Annotated in this window: 15 protein-coding genes and 5 pseudogenes; 9 read left to right on the top strand and 11 right to left on the bottom strand. The window is 65.0% G+C overall.

Features of this window, described 5'->3' with window-relative positions:
- Window positions 1-12 precede the first annotated feature (12 nt).
- Both ptsP and ACVWW1_RS28665 read right to left on the bottom strand, forming a co-directional pair.
- A pseudogene (ptsP, locus tag ACVWW1_RS28670) lies at window positions 13-2281 on the bottom strand (phosphoenolpyruvate--protein phosphotransferase).
- Between the two features lie 499 nt (window positions 2282-2780).
- Complete coding sequence (locus tag ACVWW1_RS28665) at window positions 2781-4037, bottom strand: aspartate kinase (RefSeq protein ID WP_176528503.1); 1257 nt, start codon at window positions 4035-4037, stop codon at window positions 2781-2783.
- Window positions 4038-4246: 209 nt separating this feature from the next.
- On the opposite strand from ACVWW1_RS28665, the pseudogene ACVWW1_RS28660 reads away from it, so the two are divergent.
- The 5 genes and pseudogenes from ACVWW1_RS28660 to ACVWW1_RS28640 all read left to right on the top strand — a co-directional run bounded on the left by ACVWW1_RS28660 (window position 4247) and on the right by ACVWW1_RS28640 (window position 7652).
- A pseudogene (locus ACVWW1_RS28660) lies at window positions 4247-4715 on the top strand (PH domain-containing protein).
- A gap of 14 nt (window positions 4716-4729) precedes the next feature.
- On the top strand, window positions 4730-5482 hold the full coding sequence (gene ubiG, locus ACVWW1_RS28655; RefSeq protein ID WP_456658224.1) for a bifunctional 2-polyprenyl-6-hydroxyphenol methylase/3-demethylubiquinol 3-O-methyltransferase UbiG: 753 nt from the start codon (window positions 4730-4732) through the stop codon (window positions 5480-5482).
- Window positions 5483-5817: 335 nt separating this feature from the next.
- On the top strand, window positions 5818-6099 hold the full coding sequence (locus ACVWW1_RS28650; RefSeq protein ID WP_456658223.1) for a GIY-YIG nuclease family protein: 282 nt from the start codon (window positions 5818-5820) through the stop codon (window positions 6097-6099).
- 207 nt (window positions 6100-6306) lie between these two features.
- The gene (locus ACVWW1_RS28645; protein WP_456658222.1) at window positions 6307-6588 is read left to right on the top strand and encodes a GIY-YIG nuclease family protein; all 282 of its coding nucleotides are present in this window, start codon (window positions 6307-6309) and stop codon (window positions 6586-6588) included.
- Between the two features lie 164 nt (window positions 6589-6752).
- On the top strand, window positions 6753-7652 hold the full coding sequence (locus tag ACVWW1_RS28640) for an EamA family transporter (protein ID WP_456660698.1): 900 nt from the start codon (window positions 6753-6755) through the stop codon (window positions 7650-7652).
- A 2-nt stretch (window positions 7653-7654) separates the two neighbouring features.
- Here the strand turns inward: ACVWW1_RS28640 and ACVWW1_RS28635 are convergent, their stop codons facing one another.
- The 5 genes and pseudogenes from ACVWW1_RS28635 to ACVWW1_RS28615 form a co-directional block, all read right to left on the bottom strand.
- Entirely contained in the window at window positions 7655-8083 is a 429-nt protein-coding gene (locus ACVWW1_RS28635; RefSeq protein WP_173640110.1) for an EamA family transporter, read from the bottom strand.
- A complete protein-coding gene (locus tag ACVWW1_RS28630; RefSeq protein ID WP_456658221.1) occupies window positions 8080-8553 on the bottom strand; it encodes a DUF1178 family protein in 474 nt (157 codons plus the stop codon). Before ACVWW1_RS28630 ends, ACVWW1_RS28635 begins: the two co-directional genes overlap by 4 nt.
- Window positions 8550-9428, bottom strand: coding sequence for a carbon-nitrogen hydrolase family protein (locus ACVWW1_RS28625; RefSeq protein WP_456658220.1), 879 nt, complete (start codon window positions 9426-9428; stop codon window positions 8550-8552). The genes ACVWW1_RS28630 and ACVWW1_RS28625 overlap by 4 nt, the downstream gene beginning before the upstream one ends.
- Window positions 9428-9700 (bottom strand): glutaredoxin 3, encoded by a 273-nt coding sequence (gene grxC, locus ACVWW1_RS28620; RefSeq protein ID WP_176528510.1) that lies wholly within the window; start codon window positions 9698-9700, stop codon window positions 9428-9430. Before grxC ends, ACVWW1_RS28625 begins: the two co-directional genes overlap by 1 nt.
- Window positions 9701-9729: 29 nt before the next feature.
- Window positions 9730-10540 (bottom strand): annotated as a pseudogene (locus ACVWW1_RS28615) (ComF family protein).
- 80 nt (window positions 10541-10620) lie between these two features.
- Here ACVWW1_RS28615 and ACVWW1_RS28610 point away from each other — a divergent pair.
- Window positions 10621-11479: pseudogene (locus ACVWW1_RS28610) on the top strand (methyltransferase domain-containing protein).
- A 276-nt stretch (window positions 11480-11755) separates the two neighbouring features.
- On the opposite strand, the gene ACVWW1_RS28605 reads toward ACVWW1_RS28610, so the two are convergent.
- Window positions 11756-12166 (bottom strand): (deoxy)nucleoside triphosphate pyrophosphohydrolase, encoded by a 411-nt coding sequence (locus tag ACVWW1_RS28605; RefSeq protein WP_212311948.1) that lies wholly within the window; start codon window positions 12164-12166, stop codon window positions 11756-11758.
- 178 nt (window positions 12167-12344) lie between these two features.
- On the opposite strand from ACVWW1_RS28605, the gene ACVWW1_RS28600 reads away from it, so the two are divergent.
- Window positions 12345-13694 (top strand): pilus assembly protein TadG-related protein, encoded by a 1350-nt coding sequence (locus ACVWW1_RS28600; RefSeq protein ID WP_456658219.1) that lies wholly within the window; start codon window positions 12345-12347, stop codon window positions 13692-13694.
- A gap of 163 nt (window positions 13695-13857) precedes the next feature.
- Here the strand turns inward: ACVWW1_RS28600 and argJ are convergent, their stop codons facing one another.
- Together argJ and ACVWW1_RS28590 are read right to left on the bottom strand one after the other, a co-directional pair.
- On the bottom strand, window positions 13858-15099 hold the full coding sequence (gene argJ / locus ACVWW1_RS28595) for a bifunctional glutamate N-acetyltransferase/amino-acid acetyltransferase ArgJ (RefSeq protein ID WP_456658218.1): 1242 nt from the start codon (window positions 15097-15099) through the stop codon (window positions 13858-13860).
- A 287-nt stretch (window positions 15100-15386) separates the two neighbouring features.
- Window positions 15387-16325 carry a peptidylprolyl isomerase gene (locus ACVWW1_RS28590; RefSeq protein ID WP_176396250.1) on the bottom strand — a complete coding sequence of 313 codons (939 nt, stop codon included), beginning with the start codon at window positions 16323-16325 and terminating at the stop codon, window positions 15387-15389.
- A 379-nt stretch (window positions 16326-16704) separates the two neighbouring features.
- Between ACVWW1_RS28590 and secA the strand changes: the two are divergent.
- Window positions 16705-19570: pseudogene (gene secA, locus ACVWW1_RS28585) on the top strand (preprotein translocase subunit SecA).
- Window positions 19571-19627: 57 nt separating this feature from the next.
- On the opposite strand, the gene ACVWW1_RS28580 reads toward secA, so the two are convergent.
- Entirely contained in the window at window positions 19628-20062 is a 435-nt protein-coding gene (locus ACVWW1_RS28580) for a VOC family protein (RefSeq protein WP_173640120.1), read from the bottom strand.
- 309 nt (window positions 20063-20371) lie between these two features.
- Between ACVWW1_RS28580 and ACVWW1_RS28575 the strand changes: the two genes are divergently transcribed.
- Window positions 20372-22807 (top strand): hypothetical protein, encoded by a 2436-nt coding sequence (locus ACVWW1_RS28575; protein WP_456658217.1) that lies wholly within the window; start codon window positions 20372-20374, stop codon window positions 22805-22807.
- The last annotated feature ends 9 nt before the right edge of the window (window positions 22808-22816 follow it).

Genomic DNA, 22816 nt, shown 5'->3' with positions numbered 1-22816 from the left:
ACGGCAGCGTCGCTACAAGGCCAGCCCCTCGGTTTCCGCAAACTTCGTCAGCGCCCCGCGGATCGAGACGCTGCCGACCGGCGCGTCCAGCAGCGGATTGATCATCGCCTCGGCCTTCTTGGCGTCGAGGTCGAGGATCAAGGCCTTGACCGGGCCGTGCGCGGTCGCCGACAGCGACAGCGAGCGATAGCCGAGCGCAATCAGCGCCAGCGCGCCGATCGGCTTCGACGCCATCTCACCGCACAGCGAAGCGGCCTTCTTCGCGATCTTGGCCTTGCGCACGATGTCGCGCAGCGCGCGCAGGATCGGCGCCGACAGGATGTCGAAGCGTTCGGAGACCTTGGCATTGCCGCGGTCGACCGCGAACAGGAACTGGAACAGGTCGTTGGAGCCGACCGAGACGAAGTCGACCTTCTTCAGCAGCTCGTCGAGCTGGTAGAGCAGAGCCGGCACCTCGACCATGGTGCCGATATCGATCCGCTCCGGCAGCGAATGGCCGTGCTGGCGCAGATAGGTCAGCTCGCGCTCGACAATCGCCTTGGCCTGGTCGAACTCGGCGATCTCGGAGATCATCGGGAACATGATCTTCAGCGCACGGCCGCCGCCGGCGCGCAGCAGTGCGCGGATCTGGCCGCGCAGCAGGCCGGGGCGGTCGAGGCCGAGCCGGATCGCGCGCCAGCCGAGCGCGGGATTTTCCTCGACCACGGTCTCCATGTAGGGCAGCGCCTTGTCGCCGCCGATGTCGAGCGTGCGGAAGGTGACGGGCTTGGTGCCCGCGGCATCGAGCACGGTGCGGATACAGCGCGAGCTGGTCGCTCGAACGCGGCAGGCTCGGGCTCACCATGAACTGCAATTCGGTGCGGAACAGGCCGATGCCGGCGCTGCCGGTGTCCTCGATATGCGGCAGGTCGATGGTCAGGCCGGCATTGATCAGGAGCTCGATCGGCTGGCCGTCCTTGGTCACGCAGGGCTTGTCGCGCAGCGCCGAATATTGCGCCTGCCGCCGCGCCCGGAACCGGACGCGCTCGGCGTAGGCGGATTCGATCTCGGCGGAGGGGCGGACATAGATCTCGCCGGAAATGCCGTCGACGATGATGGCATCGCCCGGATCGGCAATGCCGGGCGCGTTCGGCACCTCGCCGACCGCGGGAATGCCGAGCGCGCGCGCCACGATCGAGACGTGGGAATTCGCGGTGCCTTCCTCCAGCACGAGGCCGCGCAGCCGCTTGCGGTCATAGTCGAGCAGCGCTGCGGGGCCCATCGCGCGGGCGATCAGGATGGCGTTGTCGGGCAGCTGCTCGCGCGTCGGCGCGTGGTCCTGGCCGACCAGTTGCCGCATCAGGCGATGGCCGAGATCCTCGAGATCGTGCAGGCGGTCGCGCAAATAGGGATCGGTCGAGCGCAGCATGCGCGCGCGGGTGTCGGACTGCACGCGTTCGACGGCGGCTTCCGCGGTGAGGCCGGTGGCGACCGCCTCATGCAGCTTGTGCGACCAGCCCTGGTCGTTGGCGAACATGCGGTAGGCTTCCAGCACATCGCGATGCTCGCCGCCTTCGGCGACGTCGCCGCGCTCCAGCATGCGGTCGAGATCGGCGCGCAGATTGGCGAGCGCAGTGTCGAGCCGCTTGATCTCCTTCGGCAGGTCCTCGGCGATATAGTTGGTGATGACGACGCGCGGCTCGTGCAGCACGACATGGCCGAGCGCGATGCCGTCGGAGAGCACCGCGCCGGTCTTGTGCAGCGAGTGCCGCGCGGCGGGCTCGGCGCCGGGCTGGGCCAGCGCGGCAAGCTCGCCTGAGGCGATCATCTCCGCCAGCACCATGGCGGTGGTCTGCAGCGCCTCGACCTCTTCCTCGACATAGGTGCGCTTGGCGCGGTTCTGCACGACAAGCACGCCGAGCGTGTTGCCGGCGCGCAGGATCGGCACGCCGAGGAACGAGTGGTAGATCTCTTCGCCGGTCTCCGGGCGGTAGGCGAAGGCGGGGTGGCTTTGCGCGTCGGAGAGATTGAGCGGCGTCGCCTCGCTGGCGACGAGGCCGACGAGGCCCTCATGCGCGCTCAGCACGGTGCGGTGCACGGCGTCGCGGTTCAGACCCTCGGTGGCGTAGAGCTCGAGCGTGTTGTCGATGCGCAGCACGTAGCAGGAGCAGACCTCGGCCACCATGTTGGCCGCGATCAGCACCACGATCTTGTCGAGGCGTTCCTGGGCGGAGACTTGCTCCGCCATGGTTTCGCGGAGCCGCCTCAACAGGACGCGGGGGCCTCCCGACGCGCTCCGCATGTGCTTCAGTCCCTCCCCCACCAGGCCGGCCCACGGGGCCGGCCGGCCGTTGGCGCAAAACTCGTCAAACACAACAATTTTAGTCATTCGGCGTCGCCGCTCGCGCCAGTTCCCGCCGATTCGGGATCGCACAAACTGTGCCACAGTTTGCGACAGCCCACCTGACTGGCCGTATAGCCAATCGAGGCTCGCTTTGCCAAGCAAAACGCCTGCCAGTAGCAAATAACGTCTGCGTCAGCCCGATGCTGCGCCCGCTAAGAGAAATTCTAACTCCGGGATGTAGGTACCGGAGGCCCTCTTCCTTCTCCCCTTGTGGGAGAAGGTGGCCACAGCCGGCCTGCGGCCGCCGTTCTTGGAAACGCCGATGCTGCGCATCGGCTACGCGCAGTCCGCGACGGATGAGGGGTCTCTATCCGCGGAGGCAGACCCCTCACTCGGTTTCGATGCTAGACCCATCGAAACCACCCTCTCCCACAAGGGGAGAGGGTTTCCCAAAGCCCTACGCCTGGTCCAGCCCGTACAGCGTGTGCAGCGTGCGGACCGCGAGTTCGGTGTAGGCGGCGTCGATCAGGACCGAGAACTTGATCTCGGAGGTGGTGATGGCGCGGATGTTGATGTTGCGATCGGCCAGCGCCTTGAACGCCTTCGCCGCGACGCCGGCATGGCTGCGCATGCCGCTGCCGATCACCGAGACCTTGGCGACATCGGTCGCGGTGTCGAGCCTGGCGTAGCCGATCTTGGCCTTGGCGGAGGTAATGGTGTCCCTGGCGCGGTTGTAGTCGGTGGCCGGCACGGTGAAGGTGAGGTCGGTAGTCTTGCCGTCCTCCGACACGTTCTGCACGATCATGTCGACGTTGATGTTGGCATCCGCGAGCGGCCCGAAGATCGCCGCGGCGACGCCGGGCTTGTCCTCGATCTGGCGCACGGAAATCTGGGCTTCGTCCTTGGAGAAGGCGATGCCGGTGACGACGTGCATTTCCATGATTTCCTCCTCGCTGCAGATCAGCGTGCCCGGCGGCTGGTTGGCGTGCGGGTCGATATCCTCTGGCTTGTCGAAGCTGGAGCGTACGAAGATCGGCATGTTGTGCACCATGCCGAGTTCCACCGAGCGAACCTGCAGCACCTTGGCGCCCTGCGAGGCCAGCTCCAGCATGTCCTCGAATGCGATCTTGTCGAGCCGGCGCGCCTTCGGCACCACGCGCGGATCGGTGGTGTAGACGCCGTCGACATCGGTGTAGATGTCGCAGCGGTCGGCGCGCAGCGCGGCCGCGATCGCCACCGCCGAAGTGTCCGAGCCGCCACGGCCGAGCGTGGTGATGCGGCCGGTCTGCGGGTTGATGCCCTGGAAGCCGGCGATCACGGCGACTTCCTTGCGCTCCTTGAAACGGCCGATGATCTCGCTGCCGTCGATATCGAGGATGCGCGCCGAGGCATGCGCCTCCGAGGTCTTGATCGGGATCTGCCAGCCCTGCCAGGAGCGCGCCTGGATGCCGATGCCCTGCAGCACGATCGCGAGCAGGCCCGAAGTGACCTGTTCGCCGGAGGCGACCACCGCGTCATATTCGCGCGCGTCGTGCATCGGCGAGGCCTCGGTGCACCAGGCCACCAGCTCGTTGGTCTTGCCGGACATTGCGGAGACGACGACGGCGACCTCGTGGCCGGCGTCGACCTCGCGCTTCACGTGCTGGGCGACGTTGCGGATACGATCGATATTGGCGACGGACGTACCGCCGAATTTCATCACGAGGCGGCCCATGACGACGCGTCTATTCCTTTAAGAGGATAAGTAGGTTAACCCACGCCGAAAACCGCAAGCGCGGGCACCGAAAGGCGCGTATACATAGCGCCGCGCCCGGGGGCAAGCCGGTTGGTAGGGGTCCCCCGAGGGTCTTTTGGGGGTGTTTTACCGGTTGCAGGCCGGCTGTGGCGCAAGGGTAACGCGGGGGCAACGCGAAGGCGGATTGGATGGGACGCTACATCGACGAAATCCTGCAGCCTGGCGAGAAGGTGCTGTATTTCCACCAATGCGCACTGGATGTTCTATCTGCCGGCGATCGCGGCCTGGATCCTGGTCCTGGCACTCTTGATCCTGTCACGGATGACGACGGTCGACGGCCTGGTGCTGGCCTGCCTTACGGGCGCCGCCGTGGTCGCGGTCGCGGCGCTGTACTGGACCGGCGCGGCCTGGTTCCATCGCTGGACGACCGAGACTGACGTGACCAATTTCCGCGTCGTGCACAAAACCGGCTTCATCAAGCGGCGCACCTTCGAGATGAGCCTCGACAAGGTCGAGAGCGTCGACGTCAACCAGAGCATCATGGGGCGCCTGCTCAATTATGGCGACGTCACCATCCGCGGCGTCGGCGAGGGCATCGAGACCATCAAGACCATCGCCTCGCCGCTGTCGTTTCGCAATTCGATCACCGCGCGATAGGGGCGCGCGCAATCATGACCACAACGCTTTCCAATTCCACCGCCGCCTCGGTCGATCCGGCCGAAATCGCGAAGTTCTCGAAACTGTCGGATGAATGGTGGGACCCGCGCGGCAAGATGGCGCCGCTGCACAAGATCAACCCGCTGCGCCTGACCTATATCCGCGACGCCGCCTGCCGCAAGTTCGAGCGCAACGCCAAGAGCCTGAGCTGCCTGTCCGGCCTGCGCCTGCTCGACATCGGCTGCGGCGCCGGGCTGTTGTGCGAGCCGTTCACCCGGCTCGGCGCCCAGGTGATCGGGATCGATCCCTCCGCCACCAACATCGCTGCGGCGAAGCTGCACGCCGACAAGGGGCATCTGTCGATCGACTACCGCTGCACCACGGTGGAGGACATGGACGCACGCGAGCGCTTCGACATCGTGCTGGCGATGGAGGTGGTCGAGCACGTCGTCGACGTCGGCGCCTTCATCAAGCGCTGCGCCGTCATGCTCAAGCCCGGCGGGCTGATGGTGGTCTCGACCTTGAACCGCAACTGGAAGAGCTTTGCGCTGGCGATCGTCGGCGCCGAATACGTGCTGCGCTGGCTGCCGCGCGGCACCCATGACTGGAGCAAGTTCGTCACCCCCGCCGAGCTCGAGCGCTATCTCGGCGACGTCAATCTCGCCGTCACCGAACAGGCCGGCGTGGTCTACAACCCGCTCGCCGACAAATGGAGCGTCTCGACCGACATGGACGTGAACTACATGGTGGTGGCGGAAGAGGTGTAGGACTCCGAACTTGCCGCGACTTCAACCACAAGGCCGCTGTCGTCCCTGCGAAAGCAGGGACCCATAACCATCGGCCGATGTTGTTGAGTGCGACCTTAGCTCAGGACCTGCTTCGGAATCCGATCGACACCATCCGTCTCATCGCCGGCTCAACCACCGCGCCGCAAACCGCTCCCTGTGGTTATGGGTCCCTGCTTCCGCAGGGACGACAGCGAGCTTATGGCGTGAATCGCGGCGATGTGAGACGCTGTTGCCTCGCGGCAGGTGTCGTCCCTGCGAAAGCAGGGACCCATAGCCACCGGCCCACATGGCTAGGCGAGATCCGCGTTCCGAGCATGTACTACGTCTACATCCTCGCTAGCCGACGCCATGGCACGCTGTATATCGGCGTGACGAATTCCGTGCAGACAAGGCTCGAGCAGCATAAGGTCGGCAAGGGCTCGTCGTTTGTCAAAAGGTACGGCGTGTATCGCCTCGTGCATGTCGAGTCCTACCAACTCGCAGAAGAAGCCATCGCGCGCGAAAAGCAGCTCAAGAAATGGAAGCGGGACTGGAAGATCGAGCTGATCGAGCGCGAAAACCCCGAGTGGCGGGACCTCAGCGACCTGCTTGTCTGACTGCCGTGCCCCGCACCGCTCCCTGTGGTTATGGGTCCCTGCTTTCGCAGGGACGACGGGGAGTTTGGGTATCGGCGTGCCCCTTGCTGGCGGCTTAAAGTCAGTGAAGTTAACCCGGCTTTCGCCGATACATCCGGTGTCGTCCCTGCGAAAGCAGGGACCCATAACCACCGGCCCAAATAATTGGGCGAGATCTGCGTTCCGAGCATGTACTATGTCTACATCCTCGCCAGCCGTCGCCATGGCACGCTGTATATCGGCGTGACGAATTCCGTTCACAAACGGCTGGATGAGCACAAGGCCGGTACAGGCTCACTGTTCGTCAAGAGATATGGCGTCCATCGCCTCGTGCATGTCGAATCATATCAGCGTGCGGAGGAAGCCATCACGCGCGAGAAGCAGCTCAAAAAATGGAAGCGCGACTGGAAGATCGAGCTGATCGAGCGCGATAATCCCGAGTGGCGGGACCTCAGTGACTTGCTTGTCTGACCGGTGTGCCACGAACCGCTCTCTGTGGTTATGGGTCCCTGCTTTCGCAGGGACGACACCTTGTGGATGTCGCGCAGCCCAGTCATGCGCCGCGTTGGTTGACCGCATCCGTCGCGCCGGGCACGCTGCGCGCGTATTCCTGCCCGGCACATTTCCCTTCCCGCATGCTCACGATCGCCTCGCTCTGGATCCCCTTCACCATCGTCGCTGCGTTCGGGCAGGTGGCGCGCAATGCGATGCAGCGGCATCTGACCGGGCCGCTCGGGACCTGGGGTGCGACCAATATCCGCTTCCTGTTCGGCCTGCCGTTTTCGGTGGTGTTCTTCGCGCTGGCGGTGCTGCTGACCGGCGATCGCGTGCCGTGGCCGGCGGAGTCGTTCTGGCCGTGGCTGTTGTCCGGCGCACTCAGCCAGATCGTCGGCACCGGCTTCATGCTGCTGGCGATGAACGACCGCTCCTTCGTGGTGACCACGGCCTACATGAAGACCGAGGCGATCCAGACCGCGATCTTCGGCTTCATCTCCCTCGGCGACCATCTGACGTCAGCCAAGGTGATCGCAATCGTGATCGCGACCATCGGCGTCGTCGTCACCGCGCTCAGGCCCGGCGGCTCGAGGAGCTTTGCCGATTTGCGCCCGACCGTGCTCGGCCTCGGCGCCGCCGCGGTGTTCGCGATCTCGGCGGTGAGTTTTCGCGGCGCGATCATTGCCGTGCCCGGCGTCTCGTTCGTGACGGCGGCCTCCTACACGCTGATGTGGAGCCTGTTCGTCCAGACGCTGATCCTGTCTGTCTATCTGTTGCTGCGCGCGCCCGACGTGCTGCGAAAGATCCTCGGCCTGTGGCGGCCCTCGATGTTCGCGGGCTTCATGGGCGCGTTCTCCTCGCAATTCTGGTTCCTGGCGTTCGCGCTCACCGCTGCCGCCAACGTGCGCACACTGGCGCTGATCGAGGTGCTTTTCGCGCAGGGCGTGGCGTATTTCTCGCTCAAGCAGCCATTCTCGCTGCGTGAGGTTTTGGGCATCGTCCTGATCGTCGTTGGCGTTGCCTTGTTGATCGCCGCTTAAGATCAGCCCTTGACGGCGATCAGCACCGCGCCGGCCGAGATCAAAGCGATCCCGATCCAGCCATAGGCCGAAGGGCGCTCGCCGAGGAACACGGCGCCGAACAGCGCCACCAGCACCACGCTGAGCTTGTCGATCGGCGCGACCAGCGTCGCGGGGCCGAGCTTCAGCGCGCGGAAATAGCAGATCCACGACGCGCCGGTGCCGAGCCCGGACAGCAGCAGGAACAGCCAGCTCTTGCCCGAGATTGGTCCGGCTTGGGTGAATTGCCCGGTCGCGAACAGGATGGCCGACAGCGTGATCAGCACGACCACGGTGCGGATCAGCGTGGCGAGATCGGAGTTGATGCCCTCGACGCCGACCTTGGCGAAGATCGCGGTCAGCGCGGCGAAAATAGCCGAAAGGAACGCCCAGACCTGCCAGGTCGCGGTCAATTCCGGTCTTCCGGCAGCGTCGGCAGCGGCGAGACCTCGACGCCTTCGTCGATCAGCGCGCGCGCCTCTTCGGGCGAGGCCTCGCCATAGATCGGCCGATGCTCGATATCGCCGTAATGCATCTTGCGTGCCTCGTTCGGGAAGCGCTCGCCGACATTGTCGGCGTTCTTCACGATATGGTCGCGCAGTTCCTTCAGCTTGCTGCGCAGCTCGCGCGGCTCCTGGGCCATCATCAGTGACGTCGATTCACTGACAGGTGCCTCGACGGGAGCGGCTGGCGCCGGCTGCGCCGGTTCGCGGCCCTTCTTGCTGACGATTTGCGGCGCCATGATCGCGCGCTCGATCTTATCAGAGCCGCAGGCCGGGCAATCGATCAGGTGACGCCGCTCCTGCGATTCATAGGCCGACGAGCTCTGGAACCAGCTCTCGAACTGATGGCCGCGCTCGCAGCGCAGCGTGTAGCGGATCATGCCGAACCCCGGACGAGGTGCAGATGCTCCGGGCCGGCCTTGGGGTCGGCGATGCCGAAACGCCTGCCGTGCTGAAGTGAAGGGATGGTCTTGCGCGCGGTCTCGACCTTGGCGGGATCGATCTCGGCCAGGAACACGCCGGGCTCGACGCCACCCTCGGCGAGGATCTCGCCCCAGGGGTCGATGATCAGCGAATGCCCGAAGGTCTCGCGCTTGTTCTCGTGCATGCCGGCCTGGGCCGCAGCGAACACGAAACAGCCGGTCTCGATGGCACGGGCGCGCAGCAGCGTGTGCCAATGCGCTTCGCCGGTCTTGCGGGTGAAGGCGGATGGCACGGTGAGGAACGACGCGCCGGCTTCCGCGAGCGCGCGATACAGCGCCGGGAAGCGCACGTCGTAGCAGATCGTCAGTCCGATCCGGCCCCAGGGCAGGTCGGAGATCACGGCGGTCTCGCCGGGCTGGTAGTTGGCCGATTCGCGATAGCTCTCGCCGCCCGGCAGATCGATGTCGAACATATGGATCTTGTCGTAGCTCGCGAGCACATTGCCCTCGGGCCCGATCAGGAACGAGCGGTTGACCGCCTTCTCCGGCGAGTAGCGCAGCGCCAGCGAGCCGATATGCAGATGGATCGTCAGTTCGGCGGCTAGCGCGCGATAGGCTTGCAGCGACTTGTCGTCCTCTTCGCTGGCCAGATGCTCGAACAGCGCCTTGCGGTTCAGCTGCATCATGTTGCTGACTTCAGGCGTCAGCACGTATTTGGCGCCCTGCGCCGCGGCTTCGCGGATCAGCCGCGTGCCCTGCTCGAGGCTCGGCTCGGGCAGCAATCCGGTGCGCATCTGCACCATGGCGGCGGTGAAAATGTTGTCCGTGCTCATCAGGCGCCGCCTCCGTTGCTGATCAGGCCGTCGAGCTTGCCCTCGCGGTCGAGCGCGTAGAGCTCGTCGCAGCCGCCGACATGGGTCTTGTCGATGAAGATCTGCGGGAACGTCGACCCGGCGCCGGCGCGGTCGTACATCTCGTCGCGATAGGCCGGGTTGCTCGCAACGCTCAATTCGGTGAACGCGGCGTTCTTGCGCGTCAAAAGCGATTTGGCCGCGGTGCAATAACCGCAGCCCGGGCGGGTATAGATTTCGATGGCAGCGGTCATGGTGTGCTCGGTTGAACCTGAGTGACAGATTATATGGGAGCGCGGTGGGTATCGACAACCCGGGCAAACACCAGCACGTCGACCTGCGCGGCTTTGGCGCGCAATAGTGCCCGCGCGCAGGCATCCACCGTGGCGCCTGAGGTCAGGACGTCGTCGACCAGGATCACGCGGCGGCCCTGGATGTCAGCCTTGCGTTCATCGGCGACCCCGAATGCGCCCTGCACATTGCTGGCGCGATCCTTGCGCGACAACCCGATCTGCTGCTCGGTGGCGCGGGTGCGCCGCAGCGCCTCGGAGACCATTTTGACGCCGCTCTGGCGTGCGATCACCTTGGCCAGCGCGCCGGACTGGTTGTAGCGCCGGCTCCAGCCGCGCCGCCAGTGCAGGGGAACCGGCACCAGCATGTCGGCGCCTTGGAGCAATTCCTTCCCCGCCCGCGCCATCCAGCGGCCCATTGTCGGCGCCAGATCGGTGCGATCCTGGTATTTCAATGCATGCACCAAGGTGCGCGCGACGTCGTCATAGCGCACCGCGGCGCGGGCGCGCTGGTAGGCGGGCGGATTGGCGATCGCCTCCATTGACAGCAGCTCCGGTCCGGGATCTGTAGACAAAGGGAATGCCGAGCCGCGGGCAGAACGGCGGCGCGATGAACGACAATTTGGCCCAGCAGGCCGCGCAGACGCCGGCACCATCGACCGGCTCGCGGCACGACACGCACAGCGTCGGCAGCGCGATGTCGAGCGCCAGCCGCGCGGTGCGCAGCCACGCGCCCCCGACTGTGCCGAGCGCACGCTGGATGTGACCGGAAATGGAGCGTGTCGGTGATGCCTCGGCGTCCATGGCTGACGAGGCTAGCGTTTGAGCCGCACGGGCTCAAGGCGCGCATTGCCTGCTGCGGCGGTCCGGCGTAACCAGCGCGGATGGCACCGACCCCGGCCACGGCCCCCATCCTGTTCGATCGCGCACTGCTTGGCGCGCGGCTGGCGCGCGCGCGGCGCGAGGGGGCGGCGACGTTCCTGCTCGAGCGCGCCACAGAGGACATGGCCGACCGCTTGCTGGCGGTGTCGCGCAGCTTTTCTTCCGCGGCCGACGTCTGGACGCCGGGGGACGGGCTCGCGGACGCCTTGCGCGGGCGAGTCGGATCGGTCGATACGATCGGTTTCGCTGAGACGGAAGCGCTCGGCCTGCCGCCCGAGTCGCTCGATCTCGTGGTCTCCGCGTTGGCGCTCCAGTTCGTCAATGATCTGCCGGGTGTACTGGCGCAACTTCGCCGGGCGCTGAAGGGCGATGGGCTGCTGCTCGCGGCGATGCTCGGCGGCGACACGCTGACCGAGCTCAGGCAGAGCTTTGCCGCGGCGGAAGCCGAGTGCGAGGGCGGGGTGTCGCCGCGCGTTGTGCCATTCGCCGATCTGCGCGATATCGGCGCGCTGTTGCAGCGGGCCGGCTTCGCGCTGCCGGTGACCGACGTCGACCGCGTCGTGGTGCGCTATTCAAGCGCGTTCGCGCTGATGGCCGATCTCAGGCGGATGGGCGCGACCAATGTGCTGCGCGAGCGCCGCCACACCCCGACCCGCCGCGCCACCATGCTGCGCATGGCGCAGGATTTATGCCGAACGTTTCGCCGACCCCGACGGCCGCATCCGCGCCACCTTCGACATCGTCTGGCTGTCCGGCTGGGCGCCGCATGACAGCCAGCCGAAGCCGCTGAAGCCCGGCTCGGCGAAGGCGAGTCTGGAAGCGGCGGTGAAGGCTTCATCCTCCCCTGAAGGGGGAGGATGAAGAGATCACAGCAGCAAATCCATCAGATGCGGCAGCAGCGGGATGTCCGCGGGCCGCATCGGGACTGTGGCCGTGGCAGAAGTCCGCACAGATGCCAAATGCGACCGCCCCCGTGGCGGCGGCTGCTTGCGCGATTTCGGAATATTGGAAAATACCTGTGAGTTGCCCGACGCGTCAAGTCGCTTGGCCGAACGCCGGCCGCCGCCGGCTACTGTGCATGGGGTTGTTTTCGATATTTTGGGTAGCCGCCTCTCCCGCCAGCGGGGGAGGCTAAGATCACAGCAACAGATCCATCAGATGCGGCAGCAGCGGGATATCCGCGGGCGGCATCGGGTAGTCGCGCAGCTTGCTGGCGCGGACCCAGGCCAGGTTCTGGCCCTCGCGCGCCACCGCCATGCCCTCCCAGCGCCGGCAGATGTAGAGCGGCATCAGCAAATGGAAGGTCTCGTAGGCATGGCTGGCGAAGGTCAGCGGCGCGAGGCACGGCTCGCTCACGGTGATGCCGATCTCCTCGTGCAGCTCGCGGATCAGGGTCTGTTCCGGCCGCTCGCCGGGCTCGATCTTGCCGCCGGGGAATTCCCACAGCCCCGCCAGCGCCTTGCCTTCGGGACGCTGCGCCAGCAGCACGCGCTTGTCGGCATCGACCAGCGCGCAGGCGACGACGAGGGTCAGCTTGATGTCAGCCATGCAGCACGAATGTTCCTTCTGGTGTTGCAAGCTTTCATTAACCAGCAACGCGCCGTCAGCCAAACGATTTGTGCCGGTGCGCTTTTTCCGCATTCGCGATAAGTCGGCCTTAATGCGCGGTCGGCAGAGTGAAGGGTCCTGATTTATCAGCCCATCATTGTCTCTGCCGATATAACCCATGCGCACCTTGCTCCGGACCGTCAGCCGTTTCCGCCGCGATCGCTCCGGCAACATCGCGATGATCTTCGGTCTGGCCCTGCTGCCGCTCCTGGTCGCGGTCGGATGCGCGGTCGACTATTCCCGCGCCAACCAGATCCGCAGCAAGCTGATATCCGCCGCCGACGCGGCGAGCGTCGGATCGGTCGCCAAGGCATCGCCCGGCTTCATCGCGGCCGGCGCCATGACCTCGGACGGCGAGATCTCGGCGGGCGAGGCCGACGCGAGGAAGATCTTCAACGGCAACGTCTTCAACCAGAACGGCTTCACGCTGACCAGCGTGACGCCGACCATGACCAAGAGCGGCGGCACCATCACCTCGACGGTCCAATTCACCGCAGATGTCCCGACCATGTTCCTCGGCGTGTTGGGGCGGAGCAAGGTGTCGGTGTCGGGCACCTCGACCTCGACCGCGAACATGCCGCTCTATATCGATTTCTATCTGCTGCTCGACAATTCGCCGTCGATGGGCGTCGGCGCCACGCCGACGGACGTCGCCAAGCTGGTCACGGCCACCACCGGCAACAGCTTCAAACCCAACGACCAGTGCGCCTTCGCCTGCCACGACTACAACGACCCCAACAACTACTACAATTTGGCGAAATCGCTTGGCGTCACGACGCGGATCGACGTGCTTCGCAGCGCGACCCAGCAATTGATGGACACCGCGGCGGCGACCCAGACCTATTCGAGCCAGTTCCGCATGGCGATCTATGACTTCGGCGCGTCCTCGAAGACCTATGGACTGCGAAGCCTGTTTTCGCTGTCGTCGAGTCTGTCGAGTGCAAAGTCGGCGGCCGGCAACATCGATCTGATGGGCGTCTACGGCAACAACGATTCCTACACCGCGGACAAGGACAGCCAGTTCACCACGATTTTCCCGCAGATCAACAATGCGATCGCAAACCCGGGCGCGGGCACGTCGTCGGCGCCGCTCAAATACCTGTTCTTCGTATCCGACGGGGTCGCCGACGAGCCGAATTCAAGCTGCCTGAAGCCGATCACCGGCAGCAATCGCTGCCAGTCGCCGATCAATCCGGCGCTCTGCGATGCGATCAAGAAGCGCAACATCAAGATCGCGGTGCTCTACACCACCTATCTGCAGCTGCCGACCAACAACTGGTACATGACCTGGATCGATCCGTTCAATCAGGGCCCGTTCGGCCCCTCGCCGAACAGCCAGATCGCGCAGAACATGCAGGCCTGTGCCTCGCCGGGCTTCTATTTCGAGGTCAGCCCGACCCAGGGCATCGCGGACGCGATGAACGCGCTGTTCAAGAAGGCAGTCGCCGACGCGCGGATCAGCAGTTAAGGCCGCGAGTCTTATCTCTCACCGTCACCCTGAGGAGGCCGCGAAGCGGCCGTCTCGAAGGGTCGACGGCCCGGCTCTTACCACGCGGCGCCATCAGGGCCGTGCATCCTTCGAGACGCGCGCAAGAGCGCGCTCCTCAGGATGACGGGTCGAGATGTGAACCCTACGATCTGTAATCGCCGTTGATCGTGACGTATTCCTTGGTGAGGTCGCAGGTCAGCACGCGGTCTCTCGCCTTGCCGAGGCCGAGCGCGACCTTGATCTGGATCTTCGGCGCCTTCATCGCCTCCGACACTTCTTTTTCATTGTAGGACGGATCGCGCGCGCCGCTCCTGGCGACGCGGATGCCGTTGAAGGATATCGAGAGCTTGTCGCGGTTGGCGGGCTCGCCGGCCTTGCCGACCGCCATCACCACGCGCCCCCAATTGGCGTCCTCGCCGGCGATCGCGGTCTTCACCAGCGGCGAATTGGCGATCGACATCGCGATTCTGCGCGCCGACGGCTTTGTCGTCGCGCCCTCGACCACGACCTCGACCAGCTTGCGCGCGCCTTCGCCGTCGCGTGCCACCTGTTCGGACAGATTGGCGAGGATCTGCTGGAACGCCTTGGTGAAGGCCTTCAAGCGCGGGTCGCTGGCGCGCGAAATCTTCGGTGCGCCGTTGGCGGCCGCAGCCCCGGTCGCAAACGCGAGCAGCGTGTCCGAGGTCGAGGTGTCGCCGTCGATGGTCAGCGCATTGAAGGTGTCCTCGACGCCGGCCTTGAGCAGGGATTGCAGCACGGATGCCGACAGCGGCGCGTCGGTGAAGACGAAGGACAGCATGGTCGCCATGTCGGGCATGATCATGCCGGCGCCCTTGGCCATGCCGTTGATCGTCACCTTGGCCTTGCCGAGCTTGACGGTCGCGGTGGCGACCTTCGGGAAGGTATCGGTGGTCATGATCGCGTTGGCGGCGTCCATCCACAGATCGGGGGTCGCAGTCTCCGCGAGCTGCGCCAGCACGCCGTCGAATTTGGTGGCGTCGAGCGGCTCGCCGATCACGCCGGTGGAGGCAAGGAACACGTCCGACGTCGAACAGCCGACCGCCTTCGCCGCGATCTGCGCGGTCAGCGCGGTGGACGCCTTGCCGGTCTTGCCGGTGAAGGCGTTGGCGTTACCGGAATTGACCACCAGCGCGCGCGCAGCCCCGCCCTTCAGCTTGGCGCGGCACCATTCGACCGGCGCCGACGGGCACTTCGACTTGGTGAAGACGCCGGCCACCGTGGTGCCGTTGTCCATCAGCGCGAGCAGCACGTCGGTACGTCCCTTGTAGCGGATGCCGGCGGCAGCAGTCGCAAGCCGCACACCCGCGATCACGGGCATCTCGGGAACGTCGGGCGGGGCGAGGGGGGAGACGGCGGTGGACATGAGAGGCTTCCGGCTACGGGGAGGGAAGCGCTGCATAACATCTCGCCGGCTGAAGCGGGAGAGGGCTCGGGCGCGAACGCGCAGCGGCGTCTTCCCGGCGAAAGCCGGGACCCATGACCACCGTCATCAATTGTTCAAGAAACTGCTGCCGCGGCAAGAAGGGCTCCGCCGCGGATTATGGGTCCCGGCCTGCGCCGGGACGACGCGATCAATCGAACGCACCTCAAAACGCAAATGGCCGGGACGAGCCCGGCCATCGCGCATTGAAGCTGTTGGCTTAGCGAAGCTTACTTCTTCGCCGGCGCCATCTTGTTGTCGGCGGGCTTCGGCGCATCCTTGGCGGCATCCGCCGGCGCCGTCGCGTCCTTGGCCGTCTCGGCCGGCTTGTCCAGGCGCTCGACCTTGGCGGCCTCGCGCAGCTTGGCGACATAGTCGGCCTGGGCCTTGCGGGTCACATAGGTCTCGATCTGGGCCTTCACCTGCTCGAAGTCGGGCGCCTTGCGGTTGCGCTTTTCCTCGACCTTGATGATGTGCCAGCCGAACTGCGACTTGACCGGATCGGAGATCTTGCCCGGCTCGAGGGTGAAGGCGACCGCGGAGAATTCGGGCACCATCTGCTCCTTGGTGAAGAAGCCGAGGTCGCCGCCGTCGGAGGCGCCGGGATCCTTGGACTTCTTCTTGGCGAGCTCGGCGAAGTCCGCGCCCTTGTCGAGCTCGGCCTTGATCGCCTTGGCCTCGTCCTCGGTCTCGACCAGGATGTGGCGCGCGCGCACCTCCTGCTCGCCGGTGATCTGCTTGGAGGCCTCTTCATAGACCTTCTTCATGGCGTCGTCGGTGGTCGCGGCCTTGCCCTCGCTGGCAAGCAGGCTGTCCATCAACAGGCGGTTGCGGGTGAAGGCGAGCCGCTTCTTGAAGTCGTCGTTGTTCTCGATCTTCTTGTCCTCGGCGGCCTTGGACACGATCTTCATGTCGATCAGGAAGGACAGCACGTTGTCCTTCTTGGTCGCGGGGTCCATCTGCGCCAGGCTCGGGCCGAGCTCCTCCTCGGCGAGCGCGACGTCGCTGGCGTGGATCTCGGAACCGTTCACCTTCGCCAGCACCGGGTCGGATTCCGCGGCGCGGACCGGGAGGCCGGCAGCCAGCACTGCGACAAGACAGCCCGTGGCGGCCAGGGTGGCGAGGCCGAGGCGCAGGCCGGTTTTGGTTTCCGGAGGCGAGGTGGTCATGCAAAATCCTTGTCTCAAAGGGGGGAAGCTCGAGCGGGGCGGACACTCGCCCAATCGTGTTACATTGGCAACGCGAAAGTCTTGTCAAAATGATGAATTCCTTGACATCTTGGCGGCGTTGACAACCCCCCGACCGGGCCATATCTCTGGCCGACCGTGTCGGCGGTGAGAGCGCTTATTTTGCTGCGTTTTTCGCCGTTGAACCCAGGATGGCCTGTTTCCCACTCAATTGGCGGAGGAGCCCCGGGTCGGGGCTCGAACCGTAGCGCGTCACGGTGAGTTGATAGGCGATCCGACGGGCCATCTCAGGCTGTATTCCAAGACTGAAATTCAAGACTGAACCAAGACCGAACTCGAGACCGAAGAACAGGAATTTCGCATGATCGGCGCGCTCGCCCGCAAGTTTTTCGGCTCCGCCAACGACCGTCGGGTCAAGGGGTATCAGTCCCGTGTCAGCGCCATCAACGCCCTGGAGCCCGACCTCGTCAAATTGACGGACGACCAGCTCAAGGCCCGCACCGCCGAGTTCAAGCAGCAGCTCGCCAGCGGCAAGACGCTCGACGACCTGCTGGTTCCGGCCTTCGCCACGGTGCGCGAGGCGGCCAAGCGGACGCTCGGCCAGCGCCATTTCGACGTCCAGCTGATCGGCGGCATGGTGCTGCACGAGGGCGACATCGCCGAGATGAAGACCGGCGAAGGCAAGACGCTGGTCGCGACGCTCGCGGTCTACCTCAACGCGCTCGCCGGCAAGGGCGTCCACGTCGTCACCGTCAACGACTACCTCGCCCGCCGCGACTCCGGCTGGATGGGCCAGATCTATTCGTTCCTGGGGCTGACCACCGGCGTGATCGTGCACGGCCTCGACGACGCCGAGCGCAAGGCCGCCTATGCCTGCGACATCACCTACGGTACCAACAACGAATACGGCTTCGACTATCTGCGCGACAACATGAAGTACCGCCTGGAGGACATGGTCCAGCGCGAGCATTTCTACGCGATCGTCGACGAAGTGGACTCCATCCTGATCGACGAAGCGCGCACGCCGCTGATCATCTCCGGCCCGCTCGACGACCGTTCGGATTTCTACAACACCATCGACACCTTCATGCCGCAGCTCACCAAGGCCGCCGACTTCGAGGTCGACGAGAAGCAGCGCACGGTGACGCTGACCGAAGGCGGCATGGAGAAGCTCGAGAACCTGCTGCGCGACGCCGGCCAGCTCAAGGGCGAGTCGCTGTACGACGTCGAGAACGTCTCCGTCGTGCATCACGTCAACCAGGCGCTGCGCGCGCACACGCTGTTCACGCGCGACAAGGATTACATCGTCCGCGACGACGAGGTCATCATCATCGATGAGTTCACCGGACGCATGATGCAGGGCCGGCGCTATTCGGAAGGCCTGCACCAGGCGCTGGAAGCCAAGGAGCATGTCACGGTCCAGCCCGAGAACCAGACGCTGGCCTCGATCACTTTTCCAGAACTATTTCCGGATGTACCAGAAGCTGTCCGGCATGACCGGCACGGCGCTGACCGAAGCCGACGAACTGTTCGACATCTACAAGCTCGAGGTCGTGGAGATCCCGACCAACCTGCCGGTGGCGCGTCTCGACGAGGACGACGAGGTCTACCGCACCCAGAACGAGAAATACGCCGCGATCCTTGCCGAGATCGAGCGCGCCAACAAGCGGTTGCAGCCGGTGCTGGTCGGCACGGCGTCGATCGAGAAGTCGGAAGTGCTGGCCGAGTACCTCAAGAAGCACGGCTACAAGCAGATCGATTTCGGCTCCGAGTCCGGCATGGACAAGCTTTATGCGGCGGCCCGCGCGGGCAAACCTGCAAAACTGTTCGCGGTGCTGAACGCGCGCTTCCACGAGCAGGAAGCCTATATCGTCGCGGAAGCCGGCGTACCGGGCGCGATCACGATCGCGACCAACATGGCTGGCCGCGGCACCGACATCAAGCTCGGCGGCTCGCTCGAGATGCGGATCCAGCAGGAGACCGCCGCGATCACCGACGAGGCCGAGAAGGCCAAGAAGATCGAGCTGATCAAGGCCGACATCGAACGCTTCCGCGAGCTGGTGCTGAAGGCGGAAGAGGATTTCGAGGTCGAGCCCGCCAAGGGCAACAAGCCCGCCAAGACGGTGAAGAAGCCGGGCGGCCTTTACATCATCGGCTCCGAGCGCCACGAATCCCGCCGTATCGACAACCAGCTGCGCGGCCGTTCCGGCCGCCAGGGCGACCCGGGCCGCTCGAAATTCTTCCTGTCGCTGGAAGACGATCTGATGCGCATCTTCGGCTCCGACCGGCTCGACAGCATGCTGCAGCGGCTCGGCCTGCAGGAAGGCGAAGCCATCATCCATCCCTGGATCAACAAGGCGCTGGAGAAGGCCCAGCAGAAGGTCGAGGCGCGCAACTTCGACATCCGCAAGAACCTCTTGAAGTTCGACAACGTCCAGAACGACCAGCGCAAGGTGATCTTCGACCAGCGCATCGACCTGATGAAGGACGACAGCGTCGTCGAGACCGTGACCGACATGCGCCACGCCTTCGTCGAGGACGTCGTCGCCAAGCACATCCCCGAGCACGCCTATGCCGAGCAGTGGGACACCGCGGGCCTCAAGGAAGAGTTGAAGCGCGTGCTCGACGTCGACCTGCCGGTCGACGAATGGGCCAAGGAAGAGGGCATCGCCGACGAGGAGCTGCTCAACCGCATCGAGAATCATGTCGACGAGCGCATGGCGGCGAAGGTCGCGCAATGGGGCCCCGACGTGATGCGTTACGTCGAGAAGACCATCCTGTTGCAGACGCTCGACCATCTCTGGCGCGAGCACCTGATCATGCTCGACCATCTGCGCCAGGTGATCGGCCTGCGCGGCTACGGCCAGCGCGACCCGTTGCAAGAGTACAAGACCGAAGCCTTCAATCTCTTCCAGGAGATGAGCGCGCATCTGCGCGAGGCGGTCACCGCGCAGCTGATGCGGGTCGAGATCGTGCCGCCGGACGAGCCTGCGATGCCGCTGCCGCCGATGGAAGCGCACAAGCTCGATCCCCACACCGGCGAGGACGAGTTCGCGCAGGCCCGCCTGACCGAGGCCACCTACGCACAGGCCTCGCTGGCGCCGGGGATGCCGGCCGCCGACCGCAATCCGAATGACCCGTCAAGCTGGGGCAAGGTCGGCCGCAACGAGGACTGCCCCTGCGGCTCAGGCAAGAAGTACAAGCACTGCCACGGCCGCTACGCGTAAGCCGTCGCAAGCCCTGACGCGGCGGGCGCCTGGCCCGCCGTCGAAGCCGCATCGCCGTCAGCCGGCGAACGCCTTGTCGAGATCGGCGATGATGATCTTCTGCATCTTCAGCATCGCCTGCATCGCGCGATCGGCCGCCTTGCGGTCGGGATCGCCGAGATAGCGGCTCAGCGCCGTCGGGATCACCTGCCAGGACAGGCCGAAGCGGTCCTTGAGCCAGCCGCAGCGCGATTCCTGGCCGCCGTCGGTGAGCTTCTCCCAGAAGTAATCCACCTGCTCCTGGGTCTCGACGCTGAGGAAGAACGACACCGCCTCGTTGAACTTGTGCTGCGGTCCGCCATTGAGCGCGTAGAACCGCTGCCCCTCGAGCTCGAAACTCGCCATGAAATCGCTGACGGTCTCGATCTCCGCGTTCGGAAACACCGATTTGTAAAAGGCGACGGCGTCGCGGACGTTGTTGTCGAGCCAGAGGAACGGCGTGATCGAAGTCATGACGGGGGGATCCTTGTGATCGATGAGGAGGATGAGCCGGAACCGCGCGCGCAGCGTTAGCGCATCCGGAGGACGAGCCCGCGACCGGCTCTCCGACATGTTGACCGGACTATTTTCGCGATTTTGGGTTCCCTGGTAACCCCGCGCTAAGCCCGCCGACGGTCCGGCCACTACTCAAAGTCGGTATTGGCTCGTCCAATCAATCACTTGTTAGTGCTCTGTGCTTCAATATTGCCGGGGCGCGTTGGGCGAGCCGCCAACGCGCATCAAAGCGTCTCTTTGATCAAGGCTCGATCAGGAGGCCGCGCCTTGCAGACCGCGACGACGATGCCCGGCCGCTACTATCCGGCGATCTTCGTGCTGGCGTCGGCCACGCTGGCCTATCAGATCCTCATCACCCGCTTCTTCAGCGTGATGGTGCATTACCACTTCGCTTTCGGAGCCATCGCCCTTGCGATGTTCGGGCTGACGCGCGGTGCAATGAAGGTTTATGAGGATTCCACCCGTTATGCGCCGGAGCGTGTGGCGCCGGAATTTGCCTGTCACGCCGCGCGGTTCGCGCTCAGCGGCGTCGCTGTCATGTGCGCCTTTTTGTATGCGCCGCTGGTCGTGCCCGACGCATATGCCATGTCTGCGCTCGCTGTGGTGGCGCTCGCCTTCACCATTCCGTTTGCCGAGGGCGGCATCTGCATCACGATTCTCCTGACCCGGCTGCCCTATGTCGGCGGCTGGCTTTACGCTGCCGATCTGGTCGGCGCCGCGGTCGGATGCCTCGGCATCATCTTCGTGCTGCTGGTGATCGATCCGGTCAGCGCGACGCTGTGGATCGGCGCCTGCGCCGCGGCCGTCGGCTGGTTCGTGGTCCGTCACGGTGAAGGCCGAAGCGATGTGCGCCTGAGCCGCAACGCCGCGCTTGGTCTCGCCGCGCTCGCCGCGGTTCACACCGCGCTTGCCGCAACCGGCAGCAGCCATCTTGGCGTGATCTGGGCCAAGGGCGCCCCGCAGACCGGAACGTTGTTCGAGCGCTGGAACACCTATTCGCGCATCCGCGTGACCGATCTCGGGCTTACGATTCCGTTCGGCTGGTCCTTCTCGCGCACCCCGGATACCAGGATCGAGCAGCTCTATCTCGACATCGATGCCGACGCGGCGACGCCGATCACCCGCTTCTCCGGCGATCTGACGAAGGTTTCCTATCTCAAGGACGACGTCATCAACGCGCCCTATCTGGTGCAGCAACGGCCGGGCGATGTGGCCGTGGTCGGCGTCGGCGGCGGCCGCGACATCCTCTCCGGCCTCTATTTCGGCGCGCAGCGAATTCACGGCATCGAAATCAATCCCGCGATCTTCGAAGTGCTGACCGACAAGTTCGCCGATTATTCGGGCCATCTCCATCGTCAGCCCGGCGTGTCGCTGGTCAATGCCGAAGCGCGCAGTTACATCAACCACTCGCCCGATCGCTACGACCTGATCCAGATCTCGCTGATCGACACCTGGGCGGCCACCGCAGCCGGCGGGCTGACGCTGACCGAGAACAGGCTCTACACTGTGGAGGCGTGGGACGATTTCTTCCGCGCATTGAAGCCGGGCGGCATGCTCTCGGTGTCGCGCTGGTACGAACCGACGGTCTATCGCGGCGAGTTCTATCGCCTGATTGCGATCGCGGCCGAGGCGCTGCAGCATCAGGGCGTGCCGATGACCGAACTGTCGCAGCATGTGATTGCGGCGAATGTCGGCAGCGTTGTCACGGTCATGACCCGGCCCGAGGCGTTCACGGCGGTGCAATGGCAGGGCGCGCGCGACCGGCTGGAAGCACAGGGATTCAAGCTGCTGCTCGGGCCGGATATCGCGTATGACAGTGTCACCTCGACCCTTCTATCGGGCAAGGCCGACCAGAGCTTCCTTGATTCATTACCGGCAAACATCGCGGCCTCGACCGACGACAAGCCATTCTTCTTCTATACCGCGCGACTTGCCGATCTGTTCCTCAAGAACGGATTCGAGGCGCAGAACAACGCAGCGCTCGGCATCATCAAATGGGTGCTCGTCTTCCAGCTCGGCATCTGCATCTACTACATCGGCATTCCCTTCACGCGCCTGATGCGGCGGATGCCGGTGGCCACACTGGTGCCGCCGGTGGCCTATTTCGCCGCGATCGGCATGGGCTTCATGCTGATCGAGATTTCGCAGATGCAACGGCTGATGGTGTTCCTCGGCCACCCGGTCTACGGGCTCAGCGTCGTGCTGTTCACGATCCTGCTGTTCGGCGGCATCGGCAGCGCCACTGTGGGTGCCGCGCCTTCGCGGCCGGCCATGTTGATCGCTCGCCTCGTGGCGCTGGGCGCAACGCTGGTGGCCGCAGGCCTGCTCACGCCGGCCGTCACCGCTTGGGCGCGCTCCGCGCCGACCGACATCCGCATCCTGGTATCGGTCGCGCTGCTGGCACCGCCGGCTTTCTGCATGGGCATGATGTTCCCGCTGGGCCTCGGCATCTGGCGGCGGCATGACGGGCTGCTGCCTTTCTTCTGGAGCACCAACGGCATCACCTCGATGCTTGCTTCCGTGCTCGGCATGGCGCTGTCGATCCAGTTCGGCATCACCACGACATTCGCACTCGGCGTCTGCTGCTATGCGGTGTGCGCGATCATGATCGTCGGCAACCGGCTGGCCCATCCGGTCGCTGATACCGCCCTCAAGCCGGTGCGGCCGGCCGGCCTGATGGCGCAGGACGAGGTGGCGTCGTAGCGGAGGCTA

Source organism: Bradyrhizobium sp. JR3.5 (assembly GCF_054057015.1).
This window is presented reverse-complemented; position numbering and strand designations above follow the sequence as displayed.

Bases quoted from the DNA above. Each gene is read 5' to 3' on its own strand.
- ACVWW1_RS28630 (WP_456658221.1), bottom strand. From the start codon at position 8,553: ATGATCCGCTACACGCTGCGCTGCGAGCGCGGCCATCAGTTCGAGAGC.
- ACVWW1_RS28600 (WP_456658219.1), top strand. From the start codon at position 12,345: ATGCGCACCTTGCTCCGGACCGTCAGCCGTTTCCGCCGCGATCGCTCC.
- grxC (WP_176528510.1), bottom strand. From the start codon at position 9,700: ATGACCGCTGCCATCGAAATCTATACCCGCCCGGGCTGCGGTTATTGC.
- ACVWW1_RS28665 (WP_176528503.1), bottom strand. From the start codon at position 4,037: ATGGGCCGCCTCGTGATGAAATTCGGCGGTACGTCCGTCGCCAATATC.
- ACVWW1_RS28645 (WP_456658222.1), top strand. From the start codon at position 6,307: ATGTACTATGTCTACATCCTCGCCAGCCGTCGCCATGGCACGCTGTAT.
- ACVWW1_RS28650 (WP_456658223.1), top strand. From the start codon at position 5,818: ATGTACTACGTCTACATCCTCGCTAGCCGACGCCATGGCACGCTGTAT.
- argJ (WP_456658218.1), bottom strand. From the start codon at position 15,099: ATGTCCACCGCCGTCTCCCCCCTCGCCCCGCCCGACGTTCCCGAGATG.
- ACVWW1_RS28605 (WP_212311948.1), bottom strand. From the start codon at position 12,166: ATGGCTGACATCAAGCTGACCCTCGTCGTCGCCTGCGCGCTGGTCGAT.
- ACVWW1_RS28640 (WP_456660698.1), top strand. From the start codon at position 6,753: ATGCTCACGATCGCCTCGCTCTGGATCCCCTTCACCATCGTCGCTGCG.
- ACVWW1_RS28580 (WP_173640120.1), bottom strand. From the start codon at position 20,062: ATGACTTCGATCACGCCGTTCCTCTGGCTCGACAACAACGTCCGCGAC.
- ACVWW1_RS28625 (WP_456658220.1), bottom strand. From the start codon at position 9,428: ATGAGCACGGACAACATTTTCACCGCCGCCATGGTGCAGATGCGCACC.
- ACVWW1_RS28590 (WP_176396250.1), bottom strand. From the start codon at position 16,325: ATGACCACCTCGCCTCCGGAAACCAAAACCGGCCTGCGCCTCGGCCTC.
- ubiG (WP_456658224.1), top strand. From the start codon at position 4,730: ATGACCACAACGCTTTCCAATTCCACCGCCGCCTCGGTCGATCCGGCC.